General features: G+C 73.5%; 22 protein-coding genes. 11 read left to right on the forward strand and 11 right to left on the reverse strand.

Annotation, left to right across the window (positions count from 1 at the left end):
* The first annotated feature begins 217 nt into the window (after nt 1-217).
* The 4 genes from ACSYGN_RS33995 to fxsA all read left to right on the forward strand — a co-directional run bounded on the left by ACSYGN_RS33995 (nt 218) and on the right by fxsA (nt 5,277).
* Complete coding sequence (locus tag ACSYGN_RS33995) at nt 218-658, forward strand: Lrp/AsnC family transcriptional regulator (RefSeq protein WP_460402501.1); 441 nt, start codon at nt 218-220, stop codon at nt 656-658.
* A 698-nt stretch (nt 659-1,356) separates the two neighbouring features.
* Nucleotides 1,357-2,988, forward strand: coding sequence for an amidohydrolase (locus tag ACSYGN_RS34000; RefSeq protein WP_460402503.1), 1,632 nt, complete (start codon nt 1,357-1,359; stop codon nt 2,986-2,988).
* Between the two features lie 584 nt (nt 2,989-3,572).
* Entirely contained in the window at nt 3,573-4,367 is a 795-nt protein-coding gene (locus ACSYGN_RS34005) for a polyprenol monophosphomannose synthase (RefSeq protein WP_460402505.1), read from the forward strand.
* Nucleotides 4,368-4,695: 328 nt separating this feature from the next.
* A complete protein-coding gene (gene fxsA, locus ACSYGN_RS34010; protein ID WP_460402507.1) occupies nt 4,696-5,277 on the forward strand; it encodes an FxsA family membrane protein in 582 nt (193 codons plus the stop codon).
* Between the two features lie 325 nt (nt 5,278-5,602).
* Here fxsA and ACSYGN_RS34015 read toward each other — a convergent pair whose 3' ends face one another.
* The 4 genes from ACSYGN_RS34015 to yczE all read right to left on the reverse strand — a co-directional run bounded on the left by ACSYGN_RS34015 (nt 5,603) and on the right by yczE (nt 9,121).
* Nucleotides 5,603-5,977, reverse strand: coding sequence for an RNA polymerase-binding protein RbpA (locus ACSYGN_RS34015; RefSeq protein ID WP_460402509.1), 375 nt, complete (start codon nt 5,975-5,977; stop codon nt 5,603-5,605).
* Nucleotides 5,978-6,233: 256 nt separating this feature from the next.
* The gene (locus ACSYGN_RS34020; RefSeq protein WP_460402511.1) at nt 6,234-7,586 is read right to left on the reverse strand and encodes an MFS transporter; all 1,353 of its coding nucleotides are present in this window, start codon (nt 7,584-7,586) and stop codon (nt 6,234-6,236) included.
* Between the two features lie 60 nt (nt 7,587-7,646).
* Nucleotides 7,647-8,435, reverse strand: coding sequence for a glycerophosphodiester phosphodiesterase (locus ACSYGN_RS34025; RefSeq protein ID WP_460402513.1), 789 nt, complete (start codon nt 8,433-8,435; stop codon nt 7,647-7,649).
* A complete protein-coding gene (gene yczE / locus ACSYGN_RS34030) occupies nt 8,432-9,121 on the reverse strand; it encodes a membrane protein YczE (protein WP_460402515.1) in 690 nt (229 codons plus the stop codon). Before yczE ends, ACSYGN_RS34025 begins: the two co-directional genes overlap by 4 nt.
* A gap of 99 nt (nt 9,122-9,220) precedes the next feature.
* On the opposite strand from yczE, the gene ACSYGN_RS34035 reads away from it, so the two are divergent.
* The gene (locus ACSYGN_RS34035) at nt 9,221-10,720 is read left to right on the forward strand and encodes an SCO1417 family PLP biosynthesis transcription factor (protein ID WP_460402517.1); all 1,500 of its coding nucleotides are present in this window, start codon (nt 9,221-9,223) and stop codon (nt 10,718-10,720) included.
* A gap of 144 nt (nt 10,721-10,864) precedes the next feature.
* Here ACSYGN_RS34035 and ACSYGN_RS34040 read toward each other — a convergent pair whose 3' ends face one another.
* On the reverse strand, nt 10,865-12,499 hold the full coding sequence (locus ACSYGN_RS34040; RefSeq protein ID WP_460402519.1) for a hypothetical protein: 1,635 nt from the start codon (nt 12,497-12,499) through the stop codon (nt 10,865-10,867).
* Nucleotides 12,500-12,545: 46 nt separating this feature from the next.
* Complete coding sequence (locus ACSYGN_RS34045; protein ID WP_460402521.1) at nt 12,546-12,740, reverse strand: hypothetical protein; 195 nt, start codon at nt 12,738-12,740, stop codon at nt 12,546-12,548.
* A 198-nt stretch (nt 12,741-12,938) separates the two neighbouring features.
* Between ACSYGN_RS34045 and ACSYGN_RS34050 the strand changes: the two genes are divergently transcribed.
* From ACSYGN_RS34050 to ACSYGN_RS34070, 5 genes are all read left to right on the forward strand, one after another.
* Nucleotides 12,939-13,331: an ankyrin repeat domain-containing protein gene (locus ACSYGN_RS34050; RefSeq protein WP_460402524.1), complete on the forward strand. Its 393-nt coding sequence runs from the start codon at nt 12,939-12,941 to the stop codon at nt 13,329-13,331.
* 301 nt (nt 13,332-13,632) lie between these two features.
* Complete coding sequence (locus ACSYGN_RS34055; RefSeq protein WP_460402526.1) at nt 13,633-15,054, forward strand: HEAT repeat domain-containing protein; 1,422 nt, start codon at nt 13,633-13,635, stop codon at nt 15,052-15,054.
* 284 nt (nt 15,055-15,338) lie between these two features.
* A complete protein-coding gene (locus ACSYGN_RS34060; RefSeq protein WP_460402528.1) occupies nt 15,339-16,505 on the forward strand; it encodes a glycosyltransferase family 4 protein in 1,167 nt (388 codons plus the stop codon).
* Complete coding sequence (locus ACSYGN_RS34065) at nt 16,502-17,794, forward strand: glycosyltransferase (protein ID WP_460402530.1); 1,293 nt, start codon at nt 16,502-16,504, stop codon at nt 17,792-17,794. Before ACSYGN_RS34060 ends, ACSYGN_RS34065 begins: the two co-directional genes overlap by 4 nt.
* A complete protein-coding gene (locus tag ACSYGN_RS34070) occupies nt 17,791-18,708 on the forward strand; it encodes an SGNH/GDSL hydrolase family protein (protein WP_460402532.1) in 918 nt (305 codons plus the stop codon). The genes ACSYGN_RS34065 and ACSYGN_RS34070 overlap by 4 nt, the downstream gene beginning before the upstream one ends.
* Before the next feature lie 36 nt (nt 18,709-18,744).
* Here the strand turns inward: ACSYGN_RS34070 and ACSYGN_RS34075 are convergent, their stop codons facing one another.
* The 5 genes from ACSYGN_RS34075 to ACSYGN_RS34095 form a co-directional block, all read right to left on the reverse strand.
* Nucleotides 18,745-19,614, reverse strand: coding sequence for a 5-oxoprolinase subunit C family protein (locus ACSYGN_RS34075; protein ID WP_460402534.1), 870 nt, complete (start codon nt 19,612-19,614; stop codon nt 18,745-18,747).
* Nucleotides 19,611-20,228 carry a 5-oxoprolinase subunit PxpB gene (gene pxpB, locus ACSYGN_RS34080; RefSeq protein WP_460402536.1) on the reverse strand — a complete coding sequence of 206 codons (618 nt, stop codon included), beginning with the start codon at nt 20,226-20,228 and terminating at the stop codon, nt 19,611-19,613. The genes ACSYGN_RS34075 and pxpB overlap by 4 nt, the downstream gene beginning before the upstream one ends.
* Nucleotides 20,225-20,983, reverse strand: coding sequence for a LamB/YcsF family protein (locus ACSYGN_RS34085; protein ID WP_460402538.1), 759 nt, complete (start codon nt 20,981-20,983; stop codon nt 20,225-20,227). The genes pxpB and ACSYGN_RS34085 overlap by 4 nt, the downstream gene beginning before the upstream one ends.
* 100 nt (nt 20,984-21,083) lie before the next feature.
* The gene (locus tag ACSYGN_RS34090) at nt 21,084-21,929 is read right to left on the reverse strand and encodes a putative hydro-lyase (RefSeq protein WP_460402540.1); all 846 of its coding nucleotides are present in this window, start codon (nt 21,927-21,929) and stop codon (nt 21,084-21,086) included.
* Complete coding sequence (locus ACSYGN_RS34095; RefSeq protein ID WP_460402542.1) at nt 21,926-23,245, reverse strand: MFS transporter; 1,320 nt, start codon at nt 23,243-23,245, stop codon at nt 21,926-21,928. The genes ACSYGN_RS34090 and ACSYGN_RS34095 overlap by 4 nt, the downstream gene beginning before the upstream one ends.
* A 188-nt stretch (nt 23,246-23,433) precedes the next feature.
* On the opposite strand from ACSYGN_RS34095, the gene ACSYGN_RS34100 reads away from it, so the two are divergent.
* Nucleotides 23,434-24,129: a GntR family transcriptional regulator gene (locus ACSYGN_RS34100; protein WP_460402544.1), complete on the forward strand. Its 696-nt coding sequence runs from the start codon at nt 23,434-23,436 to the stop codon at nt 24,127-24,129.
* Nucleotides 24,130-24,179 lie beyond the last annotated feature (50 nt).

Genomic DNA, 24,179 nt, shown 5'->3' on the forward strand with positions numbered 1-24,179 from the left:
CCCCCTCGGGCTGGGCCGTGAAGGCGCTGCGGCCTCGACCACAGCAAGCATTTCCCTGTGGATCTCCGCGGTAATCGCGAGACGGTCACGGAGAGCGTATGGATGCTGTGGCCTTCGTCACATGCCGCTGGTGGCCGCCTCCGCCGACCGCCTTTGCCGGGTTCCCGGCCGCTGAGGAGATGCTGAGGAGATCAGCCGCACTGTAGGTTCTTGCGCCATGGAGGAGCTGGACCGACAGATTGTGCAGCTGCTCGTCAAGGACGGGCGGATGAGTTACACCGACCTCGGCAAGGCCACGGGTCTGTCGACGTCGGCCGTGCACCAGCGGGTGCGCCGGCTGGAGCAGCGCGGTGTCATCCGCGGATACGCCGCGGTGGTCGACCCGGAGGCCGTGGGGCTGCCGATGACCGCCTTCATCTCGGTGAAACCGTTCGACCCCAGCGCCCCCGACGACATCGCGGACCGCCTGGCCGGCATCCCCGAGATCGAGGCGTGCCACAGCGTGGCGGGCGACGAGAACTACATCCTCAAGGTACGCGTGGCCACCCCGCACGAACTGGAGGAGATCCTGTCCCGGGTACGCACCCTGGCAGGCGTCTCGACCCGCACCACGGTCGTCCTCTCCACCCCGTACGAGGCCCGACCGCCGCGCATCTGACCCGGCAGCGGTGCCAGGCGTGCGCCCCACGGCGCTTGGGGTGAGGCGAGGCGAGCCGCGCGGGGCGGGGCCGCGGGACTGCCCCCTACGCGCGGGCGCGCGCTCCCGGCTCCCGCGAGCTTTTCGGGCCTTCCTGGCCCTCGGGTCGTGTCTGTGCCGCCCTACTGTGCCGCGCGTGCAGCGCGTGCCGTGTCTGACCTGGCGGCCGTGTTCTGCGGGCCTGCGTGCCTGCGTCCTGCGTGCCTGGGGCAGTGCTTCGAGTGCGTCGGGGTGCCGGCCTGCGGGGCAGGGCGCAGCGGGAGGGGCGCGGGGCCGTTTCCCGCCTGGGGGTGCGCCCGCGGGCGGCTTTGCGATCCGGTCCGAACTGGTGGTCGTCTGCGCCCCCTACACCGGCCTGGGCCGTGCCGCGTCTGACCCGGCGGCCGAGTCTGCGTGCCTGGGGCGGTCCTCCGGGCACGGCGGGACGGCGACCCGTATGCGGGGTGCCGCCGACGAGCCGTGCGGCTGTCGCCCAGGAGCGGGTGCGCCGCGCTTCCGGGTCCCACGAGCTGAGGTCGTCCCCTCCCGCTCCTGCGAGGCCCACCCCTGTCCGGCTCATCGGCTGCCGCGGCCCGCGCACCCCCGGTCACTCCTCGCGCGCGGCGGCGTGTGCCCACCCCTGTGCCGGGCCCCGGGGGTGAGGCGCGAGACTGTCAGCCATGAGCGAGCGCATTCCCGAGCCGGCTGAGGCTTCCGCGTCGGCGACCGTCCTTCTTCGTCGCGGTGAGGTCCACAGTCCCGCCGATCCCTTCGCCACCGCGATGGTCGTCGAGCGCGGGCAGGTCGCCTGGGTCGGCTCCGAGGGGGCGGCCGACGCGTTCGCCGACGGGGTCGACGAGGTGATCGACCTCGACGGCGCGCTCGTCACCCCGGCGTTCACCGACTCCCACGTGCACACCACCGCCACCGGCCTCGCCCTCACCGGCCTCGACCTGTCCGATGCTCCCTCGCTGGAGGCGGCACTGGCCCGGGTGCGGGACTTCGCCGCCGCCCGCCCCGGTGACCGGGTCCTGCTCGGACACGGCTGGGACGCCGCCCGCTGGCCCGGCGGCCGTCCGCCGACCCGCGCCGAGCTCGACGAGGCGACCGGCGGACGGCCGCTGTACCTGTCCCGCATCGACGTCCACTCTGCGGTCGTGACCACCGCACTGCTCGACCTGTGCCCCGGCGTCGAGGCGGCGGACGGCGGCCCCCTCACCAAGGACGCCCACCACGCCGTACGGGCCGCGGCGCTGGCGGCCCTGACGCCCGCCCAGCGCGGCGAGGCCCAGCGCGCGGCCCTCGCCCGCGCCGCCGCCCTCGGCATCGGGTCCGTCCACGAGTGCGGCGGCCCGCACATCTCCTCCGAGGACGACTTCACCGGACTGCTCCGGCTGGCCACCGAGCAGCCCGGCCCGCGCGTCGTCGGCTACTGGGCCGAGCAGGGCGACGAAGGAGTGGCCCGCGCCCGCGAACTGGGCGCCGCGGGCGCGGCGGGCGACCTCTTCGTCGACGGCGCCCTCGGCTCCCACACAGCCTGTCTGCACCGGCCGTACGCCGACGCCGACCACACCGGCACCGCCTACCTCGACGCGACCGCCGTCGCCACGCATGTCGTCGCCTGCACCGAGGCGGGCCTCCAGGCGGGCTTCCACGCCATCGGCGACGCCGCGGTGACCGTCGTCGTCGAGGGGGTGCGCGCCGCCGCCGAGAAGACCGGCCTCGACCGCGTCCGCGCCGCCCGCCACCGGGTCGAGCACGCCGAGATGCTGAGCCCCGACACCATCGCCGCCTTCGCCGAACTGGGCCTCACCGCCTCCGTGCAGCCCGCCTTCGACGCGCTGTGGGGCGGCGACGACGGCATGTACACCCAGCGGCTCGGCGCCGAACGGGCCCGTACGCTCAACCCCTTCGCGGCCCTGCTGCGCGCGGGCGTCCCGCTCGCCTTCGGCTCCGACAGCCCCGTCACGCCCCTCGACCCGTGGGGCACGGTCCGCGCCGCCGCCTTCCACCGCACGCCCGAGCACCGGATCTCGGTGCGCGCCGCGTTCACCGCGCACACCCGCGGCGGCTGGCGGGCGGTCGGGCAGGACGGTGCCGGCGCCCTGGTGCCGGGCGCACCGGCCGACTACGCCGTCTGGGACACGGGCGAGCTTGTCGTCCAGGCCCCGGACGACCGTGTCGCCCGCTGGTCCACCGACCCCCGCTCCGGCACCCCCGGCCTGCCCGATCTGACCCCCGGCCGTGACCTGCCGGTCTGCCTGCGCACCGTGGTCGGCGGCCGGACCGTGTTCGTACGCCCGGGCGAGTGATCTCCCGGGGCGGCGCGGCGGCGCCCGCCGCCCGCCGCCCCGACGCGCGACCTGCGCATCCTCCGCGCTGACCAGGCGATCCATCGGAACGGCGCAGGTCGGACGACTATTGACAGCCGACGGCAGAGGGCGGGTAGGTTCGGCCGAGTCCACCACCGGACGCCCGACCGGGGAACCTCCGCGCACACGTCGCGGCGCCGCTGGGTCAGGGACGGTGCGCCGCACGGGGCGTGCCGCCACTGGGAGCCAGGCTCAGCGCAGGCGCCACGGCGAGGGACGTTCCGGCCGGCCGGGGAGGTGCGACCCGGGTGGGGCCCGGACGCTCAGTAGACAACGGCTTCAGGTCGACCCGCAGCCGGCGGGTCCCAGGTCGGCCCGAAGGGCGCCGGGCCCCCTCCGCCGCCTTGCGGCGGCCCCTAGGGCACGCCTAGCACTGGCAGGCGGACAAACGGCCTTGATTCAGCCATAAACGTCCCCTTACCCCACTCTTGTGGAATCGACACCGCGCGTACGAACGTCCTGACCCGTCCGCGCAGGCTGCGGCCACTATGGTGGACCCCTGCGTACGACATGAAGGGGCAGCAGTGAACGACGGCGACGGGACTCACGGGGCACCGGCCCAGGCGAGGCGGTTCGGCCCGCTCGGTACGGCCTTGGTGATCATCCCCACCTACAACGAGGCGGAGAACATCAAGAGCATCGTCCGCCGGGTGCGGCAGTCCGTTCCCGAGGCGCATGTCCTCGTGGCCGACGACAACAGCCCCGACGGCACCGGCAAGCTCGCCGACGAGCTGGCCGCCGAGGACAACAACGTCCAGGTGCTGCACCGCAAGGGCAAGGAGGGCCTCGGCGCCGCCTACCTCGCGGGCTTCCGCTGGGGCCTGGCCCACGGCTACGGCGTGCTCGTCGAGATGGACGCCGACGGCTCCCATCAGCCCGAGGAACTGCCCCGGCTGCTGACCGCGCTCAAGAACGCCGACCTCGTCCTCGGCTCCCGCTGGGTGACGGGCGGCCGGGTGGTCAACTGGCCCAAGTCCCGAGAGTTCATCTCCCGCGGCGGCAGCCTCTACTCCCGCCTCGCCCTCGATCTGCCGCTGCGCGACATCACCGGCGGCTACCGGGCCTTCCGGAGCGAGACCCTGGAGGGCCTCGGCCTCGACGCGGTCGCCTCGCAGGGCTACTGCTTCCAGGTCGACCTGGCACGCCGCGCCGTCAAGGCCGGGTACCACGTCGTCGAGGTGCCCATCACCTTCGTGGAGCGCGAGTTCGGCGATTCCAAGATGAGTCGCGACATCCTCGTCGAGGCGCTGTGGCGGGTCACCTCCTGGGGCGTGCGGGAGCGGGTCGGGAAGATCACCGGCCGCGACAAGCGGGCGTAGGGCCTGACCGGCGGATCAAGCCGGAGGAAGCCGACGACACCGTGGGGGAGCGTGCGGCTGCCAGGCGGAGGGAGACTCGGCGAGCGATGACAAAGCGGCTGTGGGTGCCCCCTGCTCGAAGAGCTTGGGGGTGGGGGTGCCCCCTCTGCTCGCAGACCTCCGGGGAGTGCCGGTCTCCGCGTCTCCGGCATGATCCGCCGGACAGGCCCTCCGGGCAGGCCGACGCGACCCCGGCGGCCCGCGCGCCAGTACGACCCGATCGGGCCCGTACGCTCCCGGCTTATCCCTGCTTATCCCGTACTGAGCCGGGCCCATGCACACTGGAGGCATGACGACTGGCGTTCCGACCTCTTCCACCCCCACCCGGCCCCGGCGCTCCCGGACGCGCAGATTCCTGCCGCTGGCCGTCGCCGCTTGGCTGGTGCTGGAGATCTGGCTGCTGACCCTGGTGGCCGGCGCGACCAGCGGGCTGGTGGTCTTCCTGCTGCTGCTCGCCGGGATCGTGGTGGGTTCAGCGGTCGTCAAGCATGCGGGACGGCGCGCCTTCCGCAACCTCAACGAGGCCCTGCAGCGCGGCGGCTCCCCGTCGCAGGGCGGCGGCAACGGTCTGATGATGCTCGGCGGTCTGCTGCTGATCCTGCCCGGCCTGATCTCGGACGCCGTGGGACTTCTGCTGCTGGTCCCGCCGGTCCAGAAGGCGCTGGGCCGCTACACGGAGCGCGCCGTCGAGCGCCGACTGCGCGCGGCCGGAGCGGGCAGCTTCGGCGACGCCTTCCAGCAGGCCCGTATCCACCGCCCCGACGGCAAGGTCGTCCAGGGCGAGGTCATACGGGACGATTCGGCGGACCCGGCCCGCGGCGGCGAGCCGGGCGGCGGCCCCTGGGAGCAGCGCCCGCCACTGACCAGCTGAGTTCCGCTACGCCCCGCTGCCGGCCGGGTGTTCTGCGGCGTTCGTCACACCGGGACGCGATCAGCCGCGACACGATCTCCCGGGACATGATCACCCGGCACGCCCGGCACGCCCGGCACGCCCGGCACGCCCGGCACGCCCGGCACGCCCGGCACGCCCGGCACGCCCGGCACGCCCGGCACGCCCGGCACACCCGGGCGCACAGCACACCCGGCGCACCACCCACCGGCACACAACCGCGGGCGCCGTACGTGGAGAAGATCTCACGTACGGCGCCCGCGATTGTTCAGGTATGTGCTGTCCGACGGCTCAGCCCCCGCATGGGCTATGCGGACTTGCGGCTGTCCCGGGGATGAACGGCGATGTTCATCGCGCCGGAGCGGAGAACGGCAAGACGTTCCTCGAGGACCTCTTCGAGTTCCTCACGGGTGCGCCGCTCCATCAGCATGTCCCAGTGCGTACGCGCGGGCTTGGCCTTCTTTTCTTCCGGGCCGTCGCCATCGACGAGGAGTGCCGGGGCCCCGCAGACCTTGCACTCCCACTCCGGCGGGATCTCCGCCTCGATCGAGAAGGGCATCTCGAAGCGGTGCCCCTTCTCGCATGCGTACTCCACGGCCTGGCGCGGAGCCAGGTCGATACCGCGGTCCGTCTCGTAGCTGGTCACCACGAGGCGCGTGCCGCGAAGAGCTCGCTCACTCATGAATTCGTGCCTCCCGGGCTTGTCGCCCACAGGACAGGTGTCGCTGTCGTCGTCATCCGGTCAACGTCCGGTCGGCGGTAAAGATTCCCGTTCAGGGTGATGCGTCGCCGTCGTAGCCGCCCCTTGTTGTACCCACCGGCGCCCGGTTTGTCACATCTGCTAGCAGATGTCACCCAGCGTTTCGGCACCTTTGACGCGCAGTAACGGTACGCCTGGCAGGCCAAACGCGTACACTACCGCCCTTTGCCGTCCAGCGCTAAATAATCTCCGGAACGGGATTTCCCGCCTCCGTGATCGCCCGCCGTACCGGCACTCGCAGCAGCAGCACGAACCCGATGACGAAGAACACCACCAGCGAGACGATCGCCGAGCGGTAGCTCCCGGTCAGCTGGTACGTGACCCCGAACAGCAGCGGACCGAGCCAGCTCATGCCGCGGTCGCTCATCTCGTACGCCGAGAAGTACTCGGCCTCCCTGCCGGGCGGGACGAGATGGGAGAACAGGGAGCGTGACAGGGCCTGGCTGCCGCCGAGCACCAGCCCGATCCCGCCGGCCAGCACGAAGAACCACACCGGCGCCTTCGCCGGCAGTAAGTACCCGGCGGCCAGTGTGAGCGTCCATGCGACCAGCGAGCACAGGATCGTGCGCCTGGCGCCGTGGACCCGGGCGAGCCGCCCCATGCCGAGCGCGCCCGCCACCGCCAGCACCTGGACCATCAGCACGGCGACGATCAGCGTCGACTGGCCGAGCCCCAGCTCCTCGGAGCCGTACACCGACGCCTGGGAGATCACCGTCTGGATGCCGTCGTTGTAGATGAGGTAGGCCAGCAGAAAGCCCAGGGTGAGCGGCTTGCCGCGCATGTCGCGCACCGTCGCGGCGAGCTGCCGCCAGCCGTGCGCGGCGGGCGCCGCGCCCGCCGACGCGGTACGGCGGTCCCGCAGCCGCTTCAGCGGCACGAGGGTGAAGGCACCCCACCACAGGCCCGCCGACGCCAGGCAGACACGGACGGCCGCCGACTCGGACAGCCCGAAGGAGTCGTGCGCGGAGAACAGCACCAGGTTCACGACCAGCATCAGCGAACCGGACGCGTAGCCGAAGGCCCAGCCGCGCGACGAGACCGTGTCGCGCTCCTCGGGCGGGGCGATCTGCGGCAGGAACGAGTTGTAGAGGACCATCGACACGGCCACGGACGCGTTCGCCACGATCAGCAGCAGCCCGCCCAGCAGATAGCGGTCGCCGTCCAGGAAGAACAGCCCTGTCGTCGCGAACGCCCCCGTGTAGGCGGACACCGCGAGCAGCGGCTTCCTGCGGCCCGTCCGGTCGGCCGCGGCACCCGCGACCGGCATCACCAGGATCGCCAGCACCACGGACGCCGAGACGCAGTACGCGAAGAACGAACCGGCCCGCAGCGGCACGCCCAGCGGATGCACATACCCGTCGGCGTCCGCCGCGTGCCGGGCGACCGCCGTGAGATAGGGGCCGAGGAACACGGTGAGCACGCTCGTCGAATAGACGGAGCAGGCCCAGTCGTAGAAGTACCAGCCGTGCTGTTCACGGCGCCGCTCGGCGGCCTCGTCGGCCGCCTGAGCCCGCACGGTGCCGATGCTCACCCGTGCCCTCGCTTCCCCGTCGGTGCTGTACGAAGGCGCCGGTCCCGTTCGGCACCGGGCTCAGGCCCAGACGCCCCGGTCCTGCATGACCTTGCGCAACGTGTCGATGTGATCGGTCATGATGCCATCGACACCCAGGTCCAGGAGCCGGTGCATCCGATCGGGTTCATTGACCGTCCACACGTGGACGTGAAGCCCGCGCGCATGTGCGGTCCGCACGAAAGCGCGGTCGACCACCGGGATCCCCGACTGCGACTCGGGCACCTGCGCGGCCACCGCGGACCGGCGCACCGCGACCGGCAGACCCCAGGACCTGAGCCGCAGACTCAGCACCCCTCGGGTGCCGTACGACGTCGCCAGGCGTGGCCCCGCCAGCCGCTGCGCACGCACCACCCGCGCTTCGGAGAACGAGCCCACGCAGACCCGGTCCCAGGCGTCGGCGCGCTCCAGCAGATCGAGCAGCGGCCGCAGCGCCGGCTCCGCCTTGACGTCGACGTTCCAGCGCACCCCGGGGAACATCTCCAGCAGTTCCTCGAACAGCGGCACCGGCTCCCGGCCCGCCACCCGCGCCTCACGCACCGCGTCCCACGGCAGCTCGGCGATCCGGCCCGCGCCGTCGGTCACCCGGTCCAGCGTCGGGTCGTGCAGGGCGACCAGGCGGCCGTCCGCCGTCGCGTGGACATCGGTCTCCATGTACCGGTAGCCCAGGCCCACCGCACGGCGGAACTGCGCCGCGGTGTTCTCCAGGCCGTCGGCGGCCCCGCCGCGGTGGGCGAAGGGGATGGGCCCCGGATGGTCGAGATACGGGTGGCGGGGATGGTTGCCGGGCCGGTCGTTGCGCGAGGTCACCGGGGCAGTATGGCCCGCCGCGGTGTCCCGGTGGCAACGACCGTGCTGCCGTCGGATGCCGCCGGGACGGCGAACATCCGCAGGAACAGCTGGGCGAGCGGGCCGATCGACACCGCGTAGAGCAGGGTGCCGACGCCGATCGTGCCGCCCAGGGCGAAGCCGGTGACCACGACAGCCACCTCGACCGCCGTGCGCATCAGACGGATCGAGCGGCCCGTGCACCGGTGCAGACCGGTCATCAGACCGTCACGCGGGCCCGGGCCGAACCGCGCGGAGATGTAGAGGCCCGTCGCCACCCCGTTGAGGACGACGCCCGCGGCCAGCAGCGCGATCCGCGCCGCGAGTTCCCGCACCTCCGGCAGCAGGGCCAGTGTGCCGTCCATGGCGAGGCCCACTACGAAGACATTGGACACCGTGCCCATCCCCGGCCGCTGGCGCAGCGGGATCCACAGCAGCAGCACCGCCGCGCCCACGACGATCGACACCGTGCCGATCGTCAGACCGGTCAGCTCGGCCAGCCCCTGGTGCAGAACGTTCCAGGGCTCCAGCCCCAGCCCCGCCCCGACCAGCAGCGCGGAACTGGCGCCGTAGAGCGTGAGACCGGTGTACAGCTGGACCAGCCGTCGCCCGAGACGGTACGGGATCGACGGCCGGCGTGGGATCGGCAGACGGCGTTGGACCGACAAGGGGCACCCCCGGTGGTGGATGTGGACCGACCCGTGTCACTCTGTGGCCGGGTGGTGGAGGCCATCCATGGCCAATTCGGGGAAGGTGGACTGATCTGCATGGCGCAGTGGACCTCGGCGGTGGGGGCCGCGCCGCTCGCACGGCTGCTCAACTCCCAGCAGGACCGCCCGGCCGGGCCTGGCAGCCGCCGCCCGCCCGCCTACCGTGCCCTCGCCGACGGCATCCGGCTGCTGGTCCTCGAAGGACGCGTTCCCGTGGCTGCCCGGCTGCCCGCCGAGCGCGAACTGGCCACGGCCCTGAGGGTCAGCCGCACCACGGTCGCCGCCGCCTACGAGGTGCTGCGCGCCGACGGCTTCCTGGAGTCGCGGCGCGGCGCGGGCAGCTGGACCGCCGTACCCGCCGGCAACCCCATCCCCGCGCGCGGCCTCGAACCCCTGCCGCCCGAGGCCCTCGGCTCGATGATCGACCTCGGCAGCGCCGCGCTGCCCGCGCCCGAACCATGGCTCACCCGCGCCGTCCAGGGCGCCCTGGAAGAACTCCCGCCCTACGCACACACCCACGGCGACTACCCGGCCGGGCTCCCGGCGCTGCGCTCCATGCTCGCCGAGCGCTACAGCGCGTGCGGGATCCCCACGATGCCCGAACAGATCATGGTGACGACCGGCGCGATGGGCGCCATGGACGCCATCTGTCACCTCTTCGGGGGACGCGGCGAGCGGATCGCCGTCGAGTCGCCCTCCTACGCCAACATCCTCCAGCTGATGCGGGAGGCGGGCGCCCGGCTGGTACCGGTCGCGATGGCCGACGGCCTGGCCGGCTGGGACCTGGACCGCTGGCGGCAGGTGCTGCGCGACGCCGCGCCCCGTATCGCCTACGTGGTCGCCGACTTCCACAACCCCACCGGCGCCCTCGCCGACGACGACCAGCGGCGGCGGCTGGTGGACGCGGCGCGCTCGGCAGGCACCGTGCTCGTCGCCGACGAGACGATGACCGAGCTGTGGCTCGACGACCACGTCGAGATGCCGCGGCCGGTGTGCGGCTTCGACCCCGCCGGATCCACCGTGATCACCGTGGGGTCGGCGAGCAAGGCGTTCTGGGCGGGCATGCGCATCGGCTGGGTACGTGCCGCCCCCGACGTCATCCGCAGCCTGGTCGCCGCGCGCGCGTACGCCGACCTCGGGACGCCGGTGCTCGAGCAGCTGGCCGTCAACTGGCTGTTCACCACGGGCGGCTGGGAGAAGGCCGTGGATCTGCGGCGCGAGGAGGCCCGCGGCAACCGCGACGCGCTGGTCGCGGCGGTCCGGCGCGAGCTGCCCGACTGGGAGTTCGAGGTGCCCTCGGGCGGCCTCGTCCTGTGGGCCCGCGCCGGCGGCCTCTCCGGCTCCCGCATCGCCGAGGCGGGCGAACGCGTAGGCGTACGCGTCCCCTCGGGCCCCCGCTTCGGCGTCGACGGCGCGTTCGAGGGCTATGTCCGGCTGCCGTTCACGGTGGCGGGCGCCGTGGCCGACGAGGCGGCGACCCGCCTGGGCATGGCAGCGCGCCTGGTGGCCGCGGGGACGGCCCTGGGCACGGAGGCACTGCGCACGTTCGTGGCGTAGCGGTTTCCGCCCCCGTACCCCCGCTGGGCTGATCTTCAGCCCGTCCGGCGTTTGAGGACGAGGCCCGAAGGGCCGAAAGGGGGGTCTGGGGGCCCAGCCCCCAGGGACGGGAACGGGAAGGGGCGGCGGGGGCGAAAAACCCGGCTACGGCCTCTCCGCCACCATCGCCTCGACCACCCCCACCGCCCCCACCGGCTCCGCCTCCGCCCCGGCAACGGCAGGCTCCGCCCCGATAGGCTCCGCCTTCCGCAGATCCGGCTTGGCATCCGCCGGAGTCGACCGAGCCGGCAGCAGCGCCAGCACCGCCTCCCGCTCGGCGGCATCGGCAGAGTCGTCGTAAGGATCCGGCGTAGCCGGGACCTGGAGCCGCAGGACGCCCCCCGTGCCCAGCCGCGCGTATCCGCGCCCCGGCGGCACAAGGGCCGGCGGAGTCGTGTGCGGCGGAGCCCCGAGCACCGCCTCCAGCTGCGCAGCCGACGCGGGCCCGAGGACAACCCGCGCGCGCGTGTGCTGCCGTACGGCGTCGCTCAGAGCGTCCGCACTGTCGAACTGCTCGGCCACCACCACCGTGACATTGGCCGCCCGCCCGTGTCGAAGGGGCACCTGGAGCAGGGCCTGCGGATCCTTGCGGCCGTCCGCGGCGGCCAGATGGGTGAAGACGCTCGGCCGATCGAGGACGATCCACAGGGGACGCCGGGTGTCCTCCGGCGGCGGATCGCCCGCCTGCCGGGCCCGGTTGGCCGCGATCAGCCGCCGTTCCGTCTCGGTGGCCGCCCATTCCAGACCGGCCAGCACCCCGGCGAGCCCGCTCTCGACGGCCAGGACGCCGTCCCGGCCGGTCAGGCACGCGTACTCGCCGGTGGCGCCGCCCTCGGCGATCAGCACGTCACCGTGCCGCAGTGCCTGGAGGATCACGGAGCGCAGCAGGGTCGAGGTGCCGCTGCCCGGCTGGCCCACGGCCAGCAGATGCGGCTCGGTGGAGCGGACACCGGTGCGCCAGACGACCGGCGGCACGTCGCGCTGCTCCGCCCCGTGCATGAGGGGGAGCGTGCGCTGGACCTGGGACGGGTCGGTGAGGCCCAGGACCGTCTCACCGGGCGCCGTGACGAAGTGCTGGGCGGTGATGTCGGTGGGGAGCGGGACGAGGACGGTGACGGTCAGCTGGTTGGCCTCCTCGTCCCAGACGAAGCGGTACTCGCGCTCACGGCCGGACTTCGCCGTGAGCAGGTGTTCGACACGGACACGGGCCTCGGGCTCGCCGTCCGGGAAGTACGCCGGATAGCGGACGACGAGGTGGGACACCCGGCCCGCCACGTCGAACTCGTAGACGGGGAAGACCTTCTCCCACTCCCCGCCGTGCGCGTAGAGCGGTGCCGGGTCCTCAGCCATGGAGAAGCACGGGACCAGGGCCTCGTACAGCGAGCGGAGCCGTTCCGCCCGGGAGGTGTCGGCGCCGTCGGGGCCCGCGGTGCGGTCACGGCCCTGCCACGCGGCCACCGCCATCAGGGCGACGGCGACGAGCGGCGGGCCGTAGGGCACGAGGGCCACGACCAGCACCACCGAGGCCACCAGGAACAGCAGTGGCCCGCGCCGGTCCTTGGGGGTCGCGGCCCACTTGCGCCGCCCGGCCGAGGCCAGCCGGCGCAGACCACGCGTAATGGTGATCAGCGGGTGGAGGACGTCGGTGGCACTGTCGGCCGCCGTCCGGGCCAGCTCCCGGCCGCGGGCGAGCTGCGCGCCGCCGGTGCTCAGGATGCGGGGTAGTGGGCGCCGGGCCACTGCTGACTCCTGGAGAGGTGCGTAGGGACGGACGGGACGGGCGGTGTCAGAACCTGATGCCGCCGAGCAGGCTCGCCAGGCTCTCGCCGCCGGCCTTGATGCTGGGGGCGATGGCCGTGCTCGAGAGGTAGAAACCGAACAGAGCCGTGATCACGGCGTGCGAGCCCTTGAGCCCGTCCTTGCGGAAGAAGAGAAAGACGACGATGCCGAGCAGGATGACGCCTGAGATGGAGAGGATCATGGGGGTTTCTCCTGGTGTCGAAGGGGACAGTCACCATGAGTACTTCCAGGATCACAGGATGTATCCATACGATAAAAGGTGCAAATGGATGATTTCGGCTGCATTTCCCTCGTTCGGCGGAGCCTGAGCGGCCGCTTTCACCGGCGGCACGAACCAGTACCCTGGCGACTCACAAGTAGTGGAGAGGCGGACCCGTCGATGAGTGAAGCCCCCGGCCCCGAGGTCGTGGAGCTCGCGACCAAGATCTTCGGCCTGGCGCGGCAGGGACGCACCGAGTCGCTCGTCGCTTACGTGGACGCGGGCGTACCCGCCGATCTCACCAACGACCGGGGCGACACCCTGGTGATGCTCGCCGCCTATCACGGCCACGCCGGTACGGTGCGCGCGCTGCTCGCGCGCGGGGCCGCGCCGGACCGGATCAACGACCGGGGCCAGACCCCGCTCGCCGGGGCCGTCTTCAAGGGCGAGAGGGAAGTGATCGAGGCACTTGTGGAAGGCGGTGCCGACCCGGCCGAAGGCACTCCCTCGGCCGTCGACGCCGCCCGGACGTTCGCCCGGACGGAACTGCTGGAATTGTTCGGTACACGCTGATCCGAACGCTCTGACCAGCGACAACGAGAAAAACGGGGGAGGCGGTAAAAGGCCGCCGGAAATACGGTCGCGGCAGGAGAAACCCGCGAGTCATCATGACGTCGTGATTCATGGACGCGATGGCTGGGCAGATGTTGCCGCACCACGCGGACCGTGATGCGGCCCGCATGGGCCACCGACGAGAGGCAGAGGAAGATGGTCTACAGCAAGCAAGAGACGGCGGGCGCCCCGACGTGTTGTCACGCGGCCAGGTAATGCGTGTTCCCCGGTTGCGTCGACGCTTGATGTGAGGCTGTTTCCCATGTTCGATCCGGTCATAGCGCCCAGCGGAACGCTGCTCGGCCTGCTCCAGCGGGGCCGCGGCGACGGCACGCTGCACGCGCTCACCGCACCGCGCGCTGAGGCGCTCGCGGCGCTGAACCACTGTGTGCTGAGCGACCCCCGCCACGACTGGCAGGTGGAGAACCGCTCGCTCTACTACGCCCGCCTCTACCTCGACCTGGGCGGCGGCCTCGAAGCCGTCGAGGCCCACCTCTTCGACCCGGAGGACCTGCTCGACACCGAGGAGTCACGCACCGGCCTCGCCCTCGCCGTCCTCGGACACCTCGCCTCGTACGGCAGGCGCGACGCGCTCGACCTGCTGCGCCGGTATGCCGCCACCGGCTCCAACTGGGCCTGGGCCCTCGACGAGCTCGCCCTCAGGGACGACGACGCCGGCCTGCGCGCCCTGGCCGCCCCCGTCCTGGCCCGCTTCCCGGCCGGCACCGAGGGCGACAGCGAGCTGGCAGCCGCCGTACGGGACGCCTTCGAGCCGCGGCCCTGGCGGCTGTGGGCCGAGGATCCCCGCGAACCGATCGCCACGCGCGTGCGTGCCGCCCAGGAGACCGGCTGCTTCGACCGCTGGCAGCGCCAGCTGAGCCCGTCCGGCCCCCGCCCCGGCTGGAGCGTGCGGGCCGTCCTCGAATGGGCCCAGCAGGGTGTCGAACGCGGCGCCGCGCTCCATGTCCCCGCCGCCCGCTGCCTCACCGCCGTGGCAGGCCCCGACGACCGCCCGGAGATCCTGCGGGCCGCCCAGGACGGCACCGAGGGCGCCCGCTGCACCGCCCTGCGCTATCTGGCCGACGGCAACGACCCGGCCGCCCTCGACCTGATCGAGGCAGCGGCGGTCGGCGGCACCGCACCCGTCGTGGAGGCCGCCGTCGGCGCCTTCGAACGCATGCGCAGTGTCGCCGCCGTCGACCGGGCCCGCCGCTGGGCCCGGCGGCCCGACCCGCTCGGCGCCGCCGCCGGACGGATGCTCGCCTGCCGCGGCGGCACCCGGGACAGCGACCAGGTCCTCGCCGCCCTGCGCGAGGCCGTCCGGGGCGAGGGGCCCGACGCCCCGACCCTGTGGACCCTCGTCGACGGCACCGGACGGCTCGGCATCGCCTGCGCCGCACCCGTGCTGCGCCACATCTACCGCGAGACCGCCTCCTCCCATCTGCGCGGACGCGCCGCACGCGCGCTGGCCGCCACCGACCCCTCCTTCGCCACCGGCTTCGCCGTCGAGTGCCTGTGGGACTGCGAGGAGACCACCCGCGAACTCGCCGCCCGGCACGCCGAGACCGGCGACGCCCGAGTGGTCGAACGACTACGGCGGCTGGCCGCCGACCCCGCCGAGGAGGACGAGGTACAGACCGCCGTGCGAAGCCGCATCGGGCCGCCGGACACGGCGGCGGGGTGAGGGGGCGTACCCCGGCGGTCACTGAGGGCGTACGGCGCGTGCCGCGTGCCGAGGCGCCGCTCGTACCAGGGCGGCCCGGGGCCCGAAACGTTCTTCGGGCTGGTGCACGGACAAGGACGGACGCGGCTGTCCGCCCGGCACATGAACGAGGGGTGACCCAGGGGACAGGCGGGCGTGGACACCGTCTGACCTGCTCGGGTGTGCACTGCAACGCTCATGGGACGTTCCCCGTCCGGAAAGATCCACGTTGACGCGGCCACGTCCGGCACGGCGACAACACGGGTATGCGTGTCGTCATCGTGACCGAATCCTTTCCCCCCGACGTGAACGGCGTGGCCCACTGCGCGCTCCAGACCGCCCGACACCTCGTCGATCGCGGTCACGCTCCGCTCGTCGTCGCCCCGGCCGCCTCCGCCCGGCTCACCATCGTGCCGGAACAGAACAGCGGCCCCCACCGCTCCGGGCCCGACGCCTCGGCGCAGTGCCCCGTGGTCCGTGTCCCCTCCCTGCCGCTCCCCGGCTATCCCCAGGTCCGCGTCGCCCTCCCCAGCCGACGCGTCGCCGCGGCGCTCACCGAGCACCGCGCCGACCTGGTCCACCTGGCAAGCCCCTTCATCCTCGGCGTGCGCGGCATGGCCAAGGCCGCCCGCCTCGGCATCCCCGCCCTCGCCGTCTACCAGACCGACCTCGCCGGATACGCCCGCACCTACATGGGCGCCGGTGAGGCGGCCGCCTGGCGGCGCATCCGCTCCGTGCACGCCGCCGCCGACCGCACCCTCGCTCCGTCCACCGCGGCGCTCGCCGACCTGGAGGCGCACGGCGTCCCCCGGGTCGCCCTGTGGCCGCGCGGAGTGGACACCTACCGCTTCCGCCCCGACAGACGGGACGATGCGCTGCGCCGCCGGCTCGCCCCGAACGGTGAGCTGATCGTCGGCTACGTCGGCCGGCTCGCCCCCGAGAAGCAGGTCGAGCTGCTGGCCGGCGTCTGCGGTCTCGACGGCGTCCGGGTCGTGGTGGTCGGCGACGGCCCCAGCCAGGCCCAGCTGACCGAGGCCTTGCCCGGCGCGGTCTTCCTCGGCCGCCGCACCGGCGAGGAACTCGGCCGGATCTTCGCCTCGCTCGACGTCTTCGTGCACACCGGCCCCTTCGAGACCTTCTGCCAGACCGTGCAGGAGGCCATGGCCAGCGGCGTGCCCGTCGTCGCGCCCGCCGCGGGCGGCCCGCTCGACCTGGTCGACCACGGACGCACCGGCTTCCTCGTCCCGCCGCGCGACGCGATCGCCGTCCGCGACGCGGTGCGCGCCCTGGCCGCCGACACCGCGCTGCGGCACTCGTTCGGCAGGGCCGCCCGCACCACCGTCGAGGGCCGCACCTGGGCGGCTGTCGGCGACCAGCTCATCGCCCACTACGAGGACGTCCTCAGCGCCCGCAGGGCGGTGGTGGCGGCATGACCGGCACGAGAACCGAGGGGCTGCGCATCGTCCGGCTCGCCAACTTCGTCGCCCCCTCCTCCGGCGGACTGCGCACCGCGCTGCGCGAGCTGGGCAAGGGCTTCCGGGCGGCGGGCCACCAGCCCGTGCTCGTCGTTCCCGGCGAGCGCCGCACCGACCAGGAGACCGAGCAGGGCCGCGTGATCACCCTCCCCGGCCCGCTGCTGCCCGGCACCGGCGGCTACCGCGTCCTCACCGACAGGCGGCGCGTCGCCGCCCTGCTGGAGGACCTCGCCCCGGACCGTCTGGAGGTCTCCGACCGCACCACACTGCGCTGGACCGGCCGCTGGGCCCGGCGCGCCCGGGTCCCCGCCGTCATGGTGTCCCACGAGACCGCCGACGGCGTGCTGCGCACCTGGGGACTGTCCGAGAACCTCTCGCGGCGTGCCGCCGACTCCCTCAACACCCGTACGGCGCACACCTACTCGCGGGTCGTGTGCACCACCGAGTTCGCCGCCAGGGAGTTCGTGCGCATCGGCGCCCGCAATGTCGTACGCGCCCCGCTCGGCGTGGACCTGGTTCAGCGTCACCCGGCGCTGTACGACGCCGGACTGCGCGCGGCGCACGCGCGCGAGGACGAGGCCCTGCTGGTGATGTGCTCACGGCTGTCCGTGGAGAAGCGGCCCGGCACCGCCCTCGACGCCCTGGACGCACTGCTGCGCGGCGGACGCCGGGCCGTGCTCGTGGTCGCGGGCGACGGACCGCTCCGGCCGCGGCTGGAGCAGCGGGCGCGGGAGCGCGGGCTGCCGGTGACCTTTCTCGGGCATGTCTCCGACCGCGAACTCCTCGGGGCGCTCCAGGCGTCCGCCGACATGTGCCTGGCGCCCGGTCCCGCCGAGACCTTCGGGCTGGCCGCGCTGGAGGCCATGGCGTGCGGCACACCCGTGGTGGCCAGCGCGTCGTCCGCCCTTCCGGAGATCATCGGCTCCGCCGGTGCCACGGCCGCCGACCACGGGGCCGCCTTCGCCGACGCCGTGGAGGGGCTGCTCGAACGCCCCGAGCACGAGCGCCGCGAGACGGCGCGCGCGCGTGCGGAGTGCTTCGGGTGGGACACGGCGGTGGACGCCTTCCTCGCGGCACACGAGGCGGCGGTGCCGGTGCGGGGGGCTGCGGGGTCGGGGAAGGCTTTGGGTTCGGGTTCGGGTCCGGCATCCGCCGATGGCGCGTCGAGCCCTTCGCGTGCTTCCGTGTCTGCTGCTGCCGTGCCTTCGACGTCGTCCGTGCCTTCCGCGCCGGAGGGCGTGACATGAGACCCGTCCGCTTCGTGGCGCTCGGGGACTCCCTGACCGAGGGCATGGGCGATCCGTTCGACGGCGGGTGGCGCGGCTGGGCCGCACTGCTCGCCGACGGGATCGCCGAGCCGCCCGTGGAGTTCACCAACCTCGCGATCAGCGGGGCCCAGACCCGCGATGTGCTCGAACGGCAGACCCCCGCCGGGCTGGAGCTCCGGCCCGACCTGGTGTCCGTCGTGATCGGCGTCAACGACACACTGCGCTGCACCTTCGACATCCACGCCGTGGCGGCACGCCTCGACGAGGTCTGCGCGGCCTTCACCGCCCGCGGCGCCGTCGTGCTCACCGCCTGTCTGCCCGACCCCGGCACGATACTCGGGCTCCCCGGCGCTCTCGCCCGCCCGCTGGCTCGGCGGCAGCGGGCCGTCAACACGGTCGTGCACGCGCTGTCCGAGCGCTACGGCGCCGTCCATCTGCATGCCGCCGAGGAGGACTGGATCACCGACCGCGCCATGTGGAGCGCGGACCGGCTGCACCCCAGTGAGCGGGGGCACCGGCAGCTCGCCGTCCGCTGCCACGCGCTGCTCACCGAGGCCGGGCTCGCCACCGGCCCCGCGCCCTCGCCCGAGCCGGAGTTCCCCGTGCCCACCAGGTCGGCGAGCCTGTGGTGGCTGGCCACCGCCGGTACCGCCTGGGTGGCCCGGCGCTGCACCGACCTGCTCCCGCAGCTCCTCCGGCTCGCCGTCGACGAGATGCGCCACCGGGCCCGGGGCACCGGTGCCCGCCTTGACCTCAGTGCCTCGCACGCGGTGTCCGCGGCTCTGGCGGCCTTGCCGGTCGTGCCGGTCGTGCCGGTCGTGGAGCGGCCGGACACCTATGGGCCGGACGCGGCATTCGGGTCCGGTGCGGCGTTCGGGACGGAGGCGGCGTAGCGAGCGGGAGGCCCGGGGCGCGGCCGGGCGGGCATCTCAGCGGTGGCCCACGGCCATGAAACGGACCGGCGTGCCCGGTGCTGCCTGGGCGGCCGCAGGGAGGTCGGCGGGGCGTACGACGGCGATCACCGGGTAGCCCCCGGTCGTCGGATGATCGGCCAGGAAGACCACGGGGCGTCCGTCGGGCGGCACCTGGACCGCACCCAGGACCATTCCTTCGCTCGGCAGCTCGCCGGTCACCGCCCGGGCCAGGACCGGGCCCTCGGTGCGCAGACCGATGCGGCTGCTCGCGGCGGACACGCTGAAGGGGCACGTGGTGAGGGTCCGTAAGGCGGAGGGCGTGAACCAGTCGTCGCGCGGCCCGAGGGTCACCCCGAGCACCAGTTCCGTGGGCGGCCCGGGCTGCGGCGCGATGTCCACGCGCGCGGGGGGACCGGTCGGGCGGCCCAGGGGGAGTACCGCGCCGTCCGTGAGCGGGGCCGGGCCGAGTCCCGACAGCAGATCCGTGGAACGGCTGCCCAGGACCGGCCCGACGGCCACCCCGCCCGAGACGGCGACGTAGCTCCGTACCCCGCGTACCGCGGCCCCCACCTCGAGCACGGCCCCTGCCGGGACCACGACCGGCGCCCCCCACCCGGCCGGGCGGCCGTCCACCGCGACAGGGCACGGCGCGCCCGCGACCGCCGCGACGACCGCAGAACGCGGCCGTACGGCGCAGCCGTTGACGGTCGTCTCCAGGACGGCGGCCCCGGGCGGGTTGCCGACCAGGCGGTTGACGAGCACGGCGGCCGATGCGTCGAGCGCGCCCGACCGGGGCACCCCCAGGTGTGCGTGGCCCGGCCGGCCCAGATCCTGCACGGTGGTGAGCGCTCCGGCGCGTACGACGGCGAGTGCGCGGTCCGTCATACGGCCGCCACCGGGACGAACCGGACCCGGGTGCCCGGCGCGAGCAGCGCGGCCGGTACGCGCGCGTGGTCCCACAGCACCGTCTCCGTCGTGCCGATCAGCTGCCAGCCGCCCGGCGAGGAACGCGGGTACACGCCGGTGTACGGCCCGGCGAGCGCCACCGCACCGGCGGGGACCGAGGTGCGCGGTGTGGCGCGGCGCGGGACGGCGTAGCGCGAGGGCAGCCCGGTCAGATAGCCGAAACCCGGCGCGAAGCCGCAGAACGCGACACGGAACTCGGCGGCCGTGTGGATGCGGGCCGCCTCCTGTTCGGACACGTCCCAGTGAGCGGCTACGTCGCCGAGGTCGGGGCCGTCGTAGCGGACCGGGATGTCGATGACATCGCCGCCCGGCGGGGGCGCGGACGGCACCTCCCAGACGGTCAGTTCGGACTTCAGACGTTCGGGGTCGGCGGTGCCGTCGATCAGGACGGTGCGCGCAGCCGGGACGATCTCACGGGCCGACAGCAGCCCGCGCGCGCGACGGCGCAGCAGTTCCGCGTGCAGGGCCTGGGCCTCGTCGCCCGAGGCGACCTCGACGAGCAGGGCGGCTTTGCCGACCGGCAGCACCCTCATGCGAAGGCCTCCACCCGCACACCCGACCGCTCCAGCGTGTCCCGGACACGGCGCGCCAGCTCCACTGCCCCGGGCGTGTCGCCGTGCAGACATAGGGAACGCGCGCGTATCTCGATGTCCTCCCCGGCGCCGGATGCGACGGTGCCGCAGCGGGCCAGCCGCAGCGACCGCTCCACGACGGTGTCCGGCTCGCTCAGCACCGCCCCGTCCCGGTCGCGCGGCACTAGAGTGCCCGCCGCGGTGTAGGCGCGGTCCGCGAAGGCCTCCGTGACCGTCGGCAGGCCCGCCTCGGCGGCGAGTTCCAGCAGGCTCGAGCCCGGCAGGCCCAGCACGGGCAGGGCGGCGTCGGCGAGGAGGACACCGCCGACCACCGCCCCGGCCTGCTCCTCGTCGTGCACCACGCGGTTGTAGAGCGCGCCGTGCGGTTTGACGTACGCCACGCGCGTGCCCGCGGCGCGGGCGAAGACCTCCAGAGCGCCGATCTGGTAGGCGACCTCGGCCGCCAGCTCGGCGGGCGGCACGTCCATGGCGCGCCGCCCGAACCCCGCCAGGTCCCGGTAGGAGACCTGGGCGCCGATCCGTACGCCCCGCTCGGCCGCCAGCTCGCACACCTGCCGCATGGTGGCCGCGTCCCCGGCGTGGAAGCCGCAGGCCACGTTGGCGCTGGTGACGACGGACAGCAGCTGTTCGTCGTCGGTCAGCCGCCAGCGGCCGAAGCCCTCGCCGAGGTCGGCGTTGAGGTCGATCGAGGTCATGGATCTCCGTGTCTTTCTGATCGGTCGTCAGATTGTCCGGCAGGTCGCCCGACGGATCGACTGACGGATCGACTGACGGATCGTCGGACCGCGCTGTCTGTCAGATCACGCGGTACTGCTCGTCGCGGGCGTCGGTCAGGAACATCTGGCCCGGTGCGTGGGTGATGGCGAAGGGCGGCCGGGAGGCCGTCACCACGGCCTGCGGGGTGACCCCGCAGGCCCAGAACACCGGTATGTCGTCCGGCTCGGCGGCCACCGGGTCACCGAAGTCGGGGCGGGCGAGGTCCGCGATGCCGAGGCCCGAGGGGTCCCCGCAGTGCACGGGCCCGCCGTGCACCGCCGGGAGCAGGCTGCTCTCCCGGATCGCGGCCGCCAGACGCTCCGGAGGCACCGGCCGCATCGACACCACCAGGGGACCGTGCAGCCGTCCGGCCGGGCGGCACGGGCGGTCGGTCACGTACATCGGGACGTTGCGTCCCTGCTCGACGTGGCGGATCGGTACACCGGCCTCCGCCAGCGCCCGCTCGAAGGTGAAGCTGCACCCGAGGAGGAACGACACCAGGTCGCCCCGCCAGTGCGCGCGCACATCGGTCGGCTGCTCGACCAACTCGCCGTCCTGCCACACCCGGTAGCGCGGCAGATCGGTGCGCAGATCGGCGCCGTCGGCGAGGACGCTGGTCCAGGACCCGGCGTCGGTCACGTCGAGGACGGGACACGGCTTGGGGTTGCGCTGGCAGAACAGCAGCATGTCGTACGCCCAGTCGGCGGGGACCGCGATCAGGTTGACCTGGGTGTGGCCCGCGGCCACCCCGGCCGTGGGGCCCGTCAGCCCCTGGCGGAAGAGTGCCCGCGCGGTTCTCGGGTGCCACGCGGGCGCGTGCTCGTCCACGAGGACCACGGGAGCGTCCTGCGCCAGAGACGACGGGCGGCTGTGCGTCCGGCTCACCGCAGCTCCTTCCCGCGCGTCTCCGGCAGCCCCAGCAGCGCCAGCGCCGCGAGCCCGTAGCCGACCGCGCCGAAGACCAGTGCGCCGCCCACGCCCCAGCTGTCGGCGAGGAAGCCGACCGCCGTGGGGAAGACCGCGCCCACCGCCCGGCCGGTGTTGTAGGTGAAGCCCTGCCCGGTGCCGCGCACCGCCGTCGGGTAGAGCTCGCTCAGGTACGAGCCGAAGCCGCTGAAGATCGCCGACATGCAGAAGCCCAGCGGGAAACCGAGCACCAGCAGCAGGGTGTCGGCGCCTGACGGGATGTTGGCGTATGCCACCACGCAGACCGCCGAGAGCAGCGCGAACAGCCAGATGTTGCGGCGGCGGCCGAGCCGGTCGGTGAGATGACCGCCGGTCAGATAGCCGAGGAAGGCGCCGGAGATCAGGAAGGTCAGATAGCCGCCGGTGCCGACGACCGACAGGCCCCGCTCGGTCCTGAGGTATGTCGGCACCCAGGTCGCCAGGGTGTAGTAGCCGCCCTGGACACCGGTCGACAGCAGGCCCGCGAAGACCGTGGTGCGCAGCAGGCCGGGGGCGCCGTCGGTGCCGGGCCGGAAGATGGCCGCGAACGAGCCCTTGCCGGGGTGGTGCTCCCGGGTGGCGACCGCCTGCGGGGCGTCGTGCACCCGGCGCCGCAGCCACACCACCAGCAGCGCGGGCAGGGCGCCCGTCCAGAACATCACACGCCATGCGAAGTCGTCGCGGACGAAGGAGAAGACCAGCGTGTAGACGACCGCGGCGAGCGCCCAGCCCACCGCCCACGAGCTCTGGACCGCGCCGAGGGTACGGCCCCGGTGCCGGGCGCTCGCGTACTCGGCGACCAGGATCGCGCCGACCGCCCACTCGCCCCCGAAGCCGAGGCCCTGGAGGGCGCGGAACACCAGCAGCATCTCGTAGTTCGGCGCGAAGCCGCAGGCCACGGTGAAGACGGCGTACGTGCTCACCGTGATCATCAGTGCCCTGACGCGGCCGACCCGGTCCGCGATCACCCCGGCCGCGGCCCCGCCGATCGCGGAGACCACCAGCGTGACGGTGGTGAACAGACCGGTCTGGCCGCTGTCCAGGCCGAAGTACGCCGCCAGCGCGACCATGCTCAGCGGCAGCGTGAAGTAGTCGTAGGAGTCCAGGGCGTAGCCGCCGAATGCGCCGGCGAAGGCGCGGCGGCCGCGCGGACCGAGGGCGTGCAGCCAGCCGAACGCGCGGTCGTCGGCGGCGCGTTCACCCGGGCCCGGCCGGGTGCGGGAGGGCAGGGCCTGCGGTGGAGGGGTCGAGCTCATGGGCACCTCGCAGTGGGAGGACGGAGAGTGCGGTGCTGAGCCGTGCCGTGCGGGTGGTGCTGAGCCTGCGGGGCTGTGCGGGGTGATGCGGTGCGGGTGCGTGCCGTGAGGAGCACCGTAGGGGATCGTTCAACGATCCTTCAATGCCCATGTTGTCTCGTCCTTGTGACTGCGGTTCAATTCCGGGCATGGCAGAGCAGCTGACGGAACTGGCCGACGACCGTGCCCTCCTGGGCCGTACGAGCACCGCCGAACGGGTCTCGGACATCCTCAGAAGCCGTATCGCCGAGGGGTATTTCCCGCCGGGCACACGACTGTCGGAGGACAGCATCGGCGGCGCGCTCGGTGTCTCCCGCAACACGCTCCGCGAGGCGTTCCGCCTGCTCACCCATGAGCGTCTGCTCGTCCACGAGCTCAACAGGGGCGTGTTCGTGCGCGTCCTGACCGTGGAGGACGTCGAGGACATCTACCGCACCCGCGCCCTGGTCGAGTGCGCCGTCGTACGCGGCCTCGGCGAGCCCCCGTACGCGCTGGACGGCCTCGCCGCGGCCGTCACGGCGGGGCAGCTGGCGACCGTCGAGAATGACTGGAAAGGACTGGGCACCGCCAACATCCACTTCCACCGGGAGCTGGTCGCCCTCGCAGGCAGCGCTCGCACCGACGAGCTGATGCGCAGCGTCTTCGCCGAACTGCGCCTTGCCTTCCACGTCGTCGACGACCCGCGGCGGCTGCACGAGCCGTACCTGGACCGTAATCGCCAGATCCTCTACGCCCTCCAGGCGGGCGACCGGAACGAGGCCGAAAAGCAGCTGTCGGTCTACCTCGCGGACTCTCTGCGCCGGGTGGTCGAGGTGTACCGGCGGCGCGTGGGCGACGACGGGTAGGACACGCCCGACAAGGCGGCGAGCCACGGCCCGGCAAGGCGGCGGGACCC

Source organism: Streptomyces sp. YIM S03343 (genome assembly GCF_054729195.1).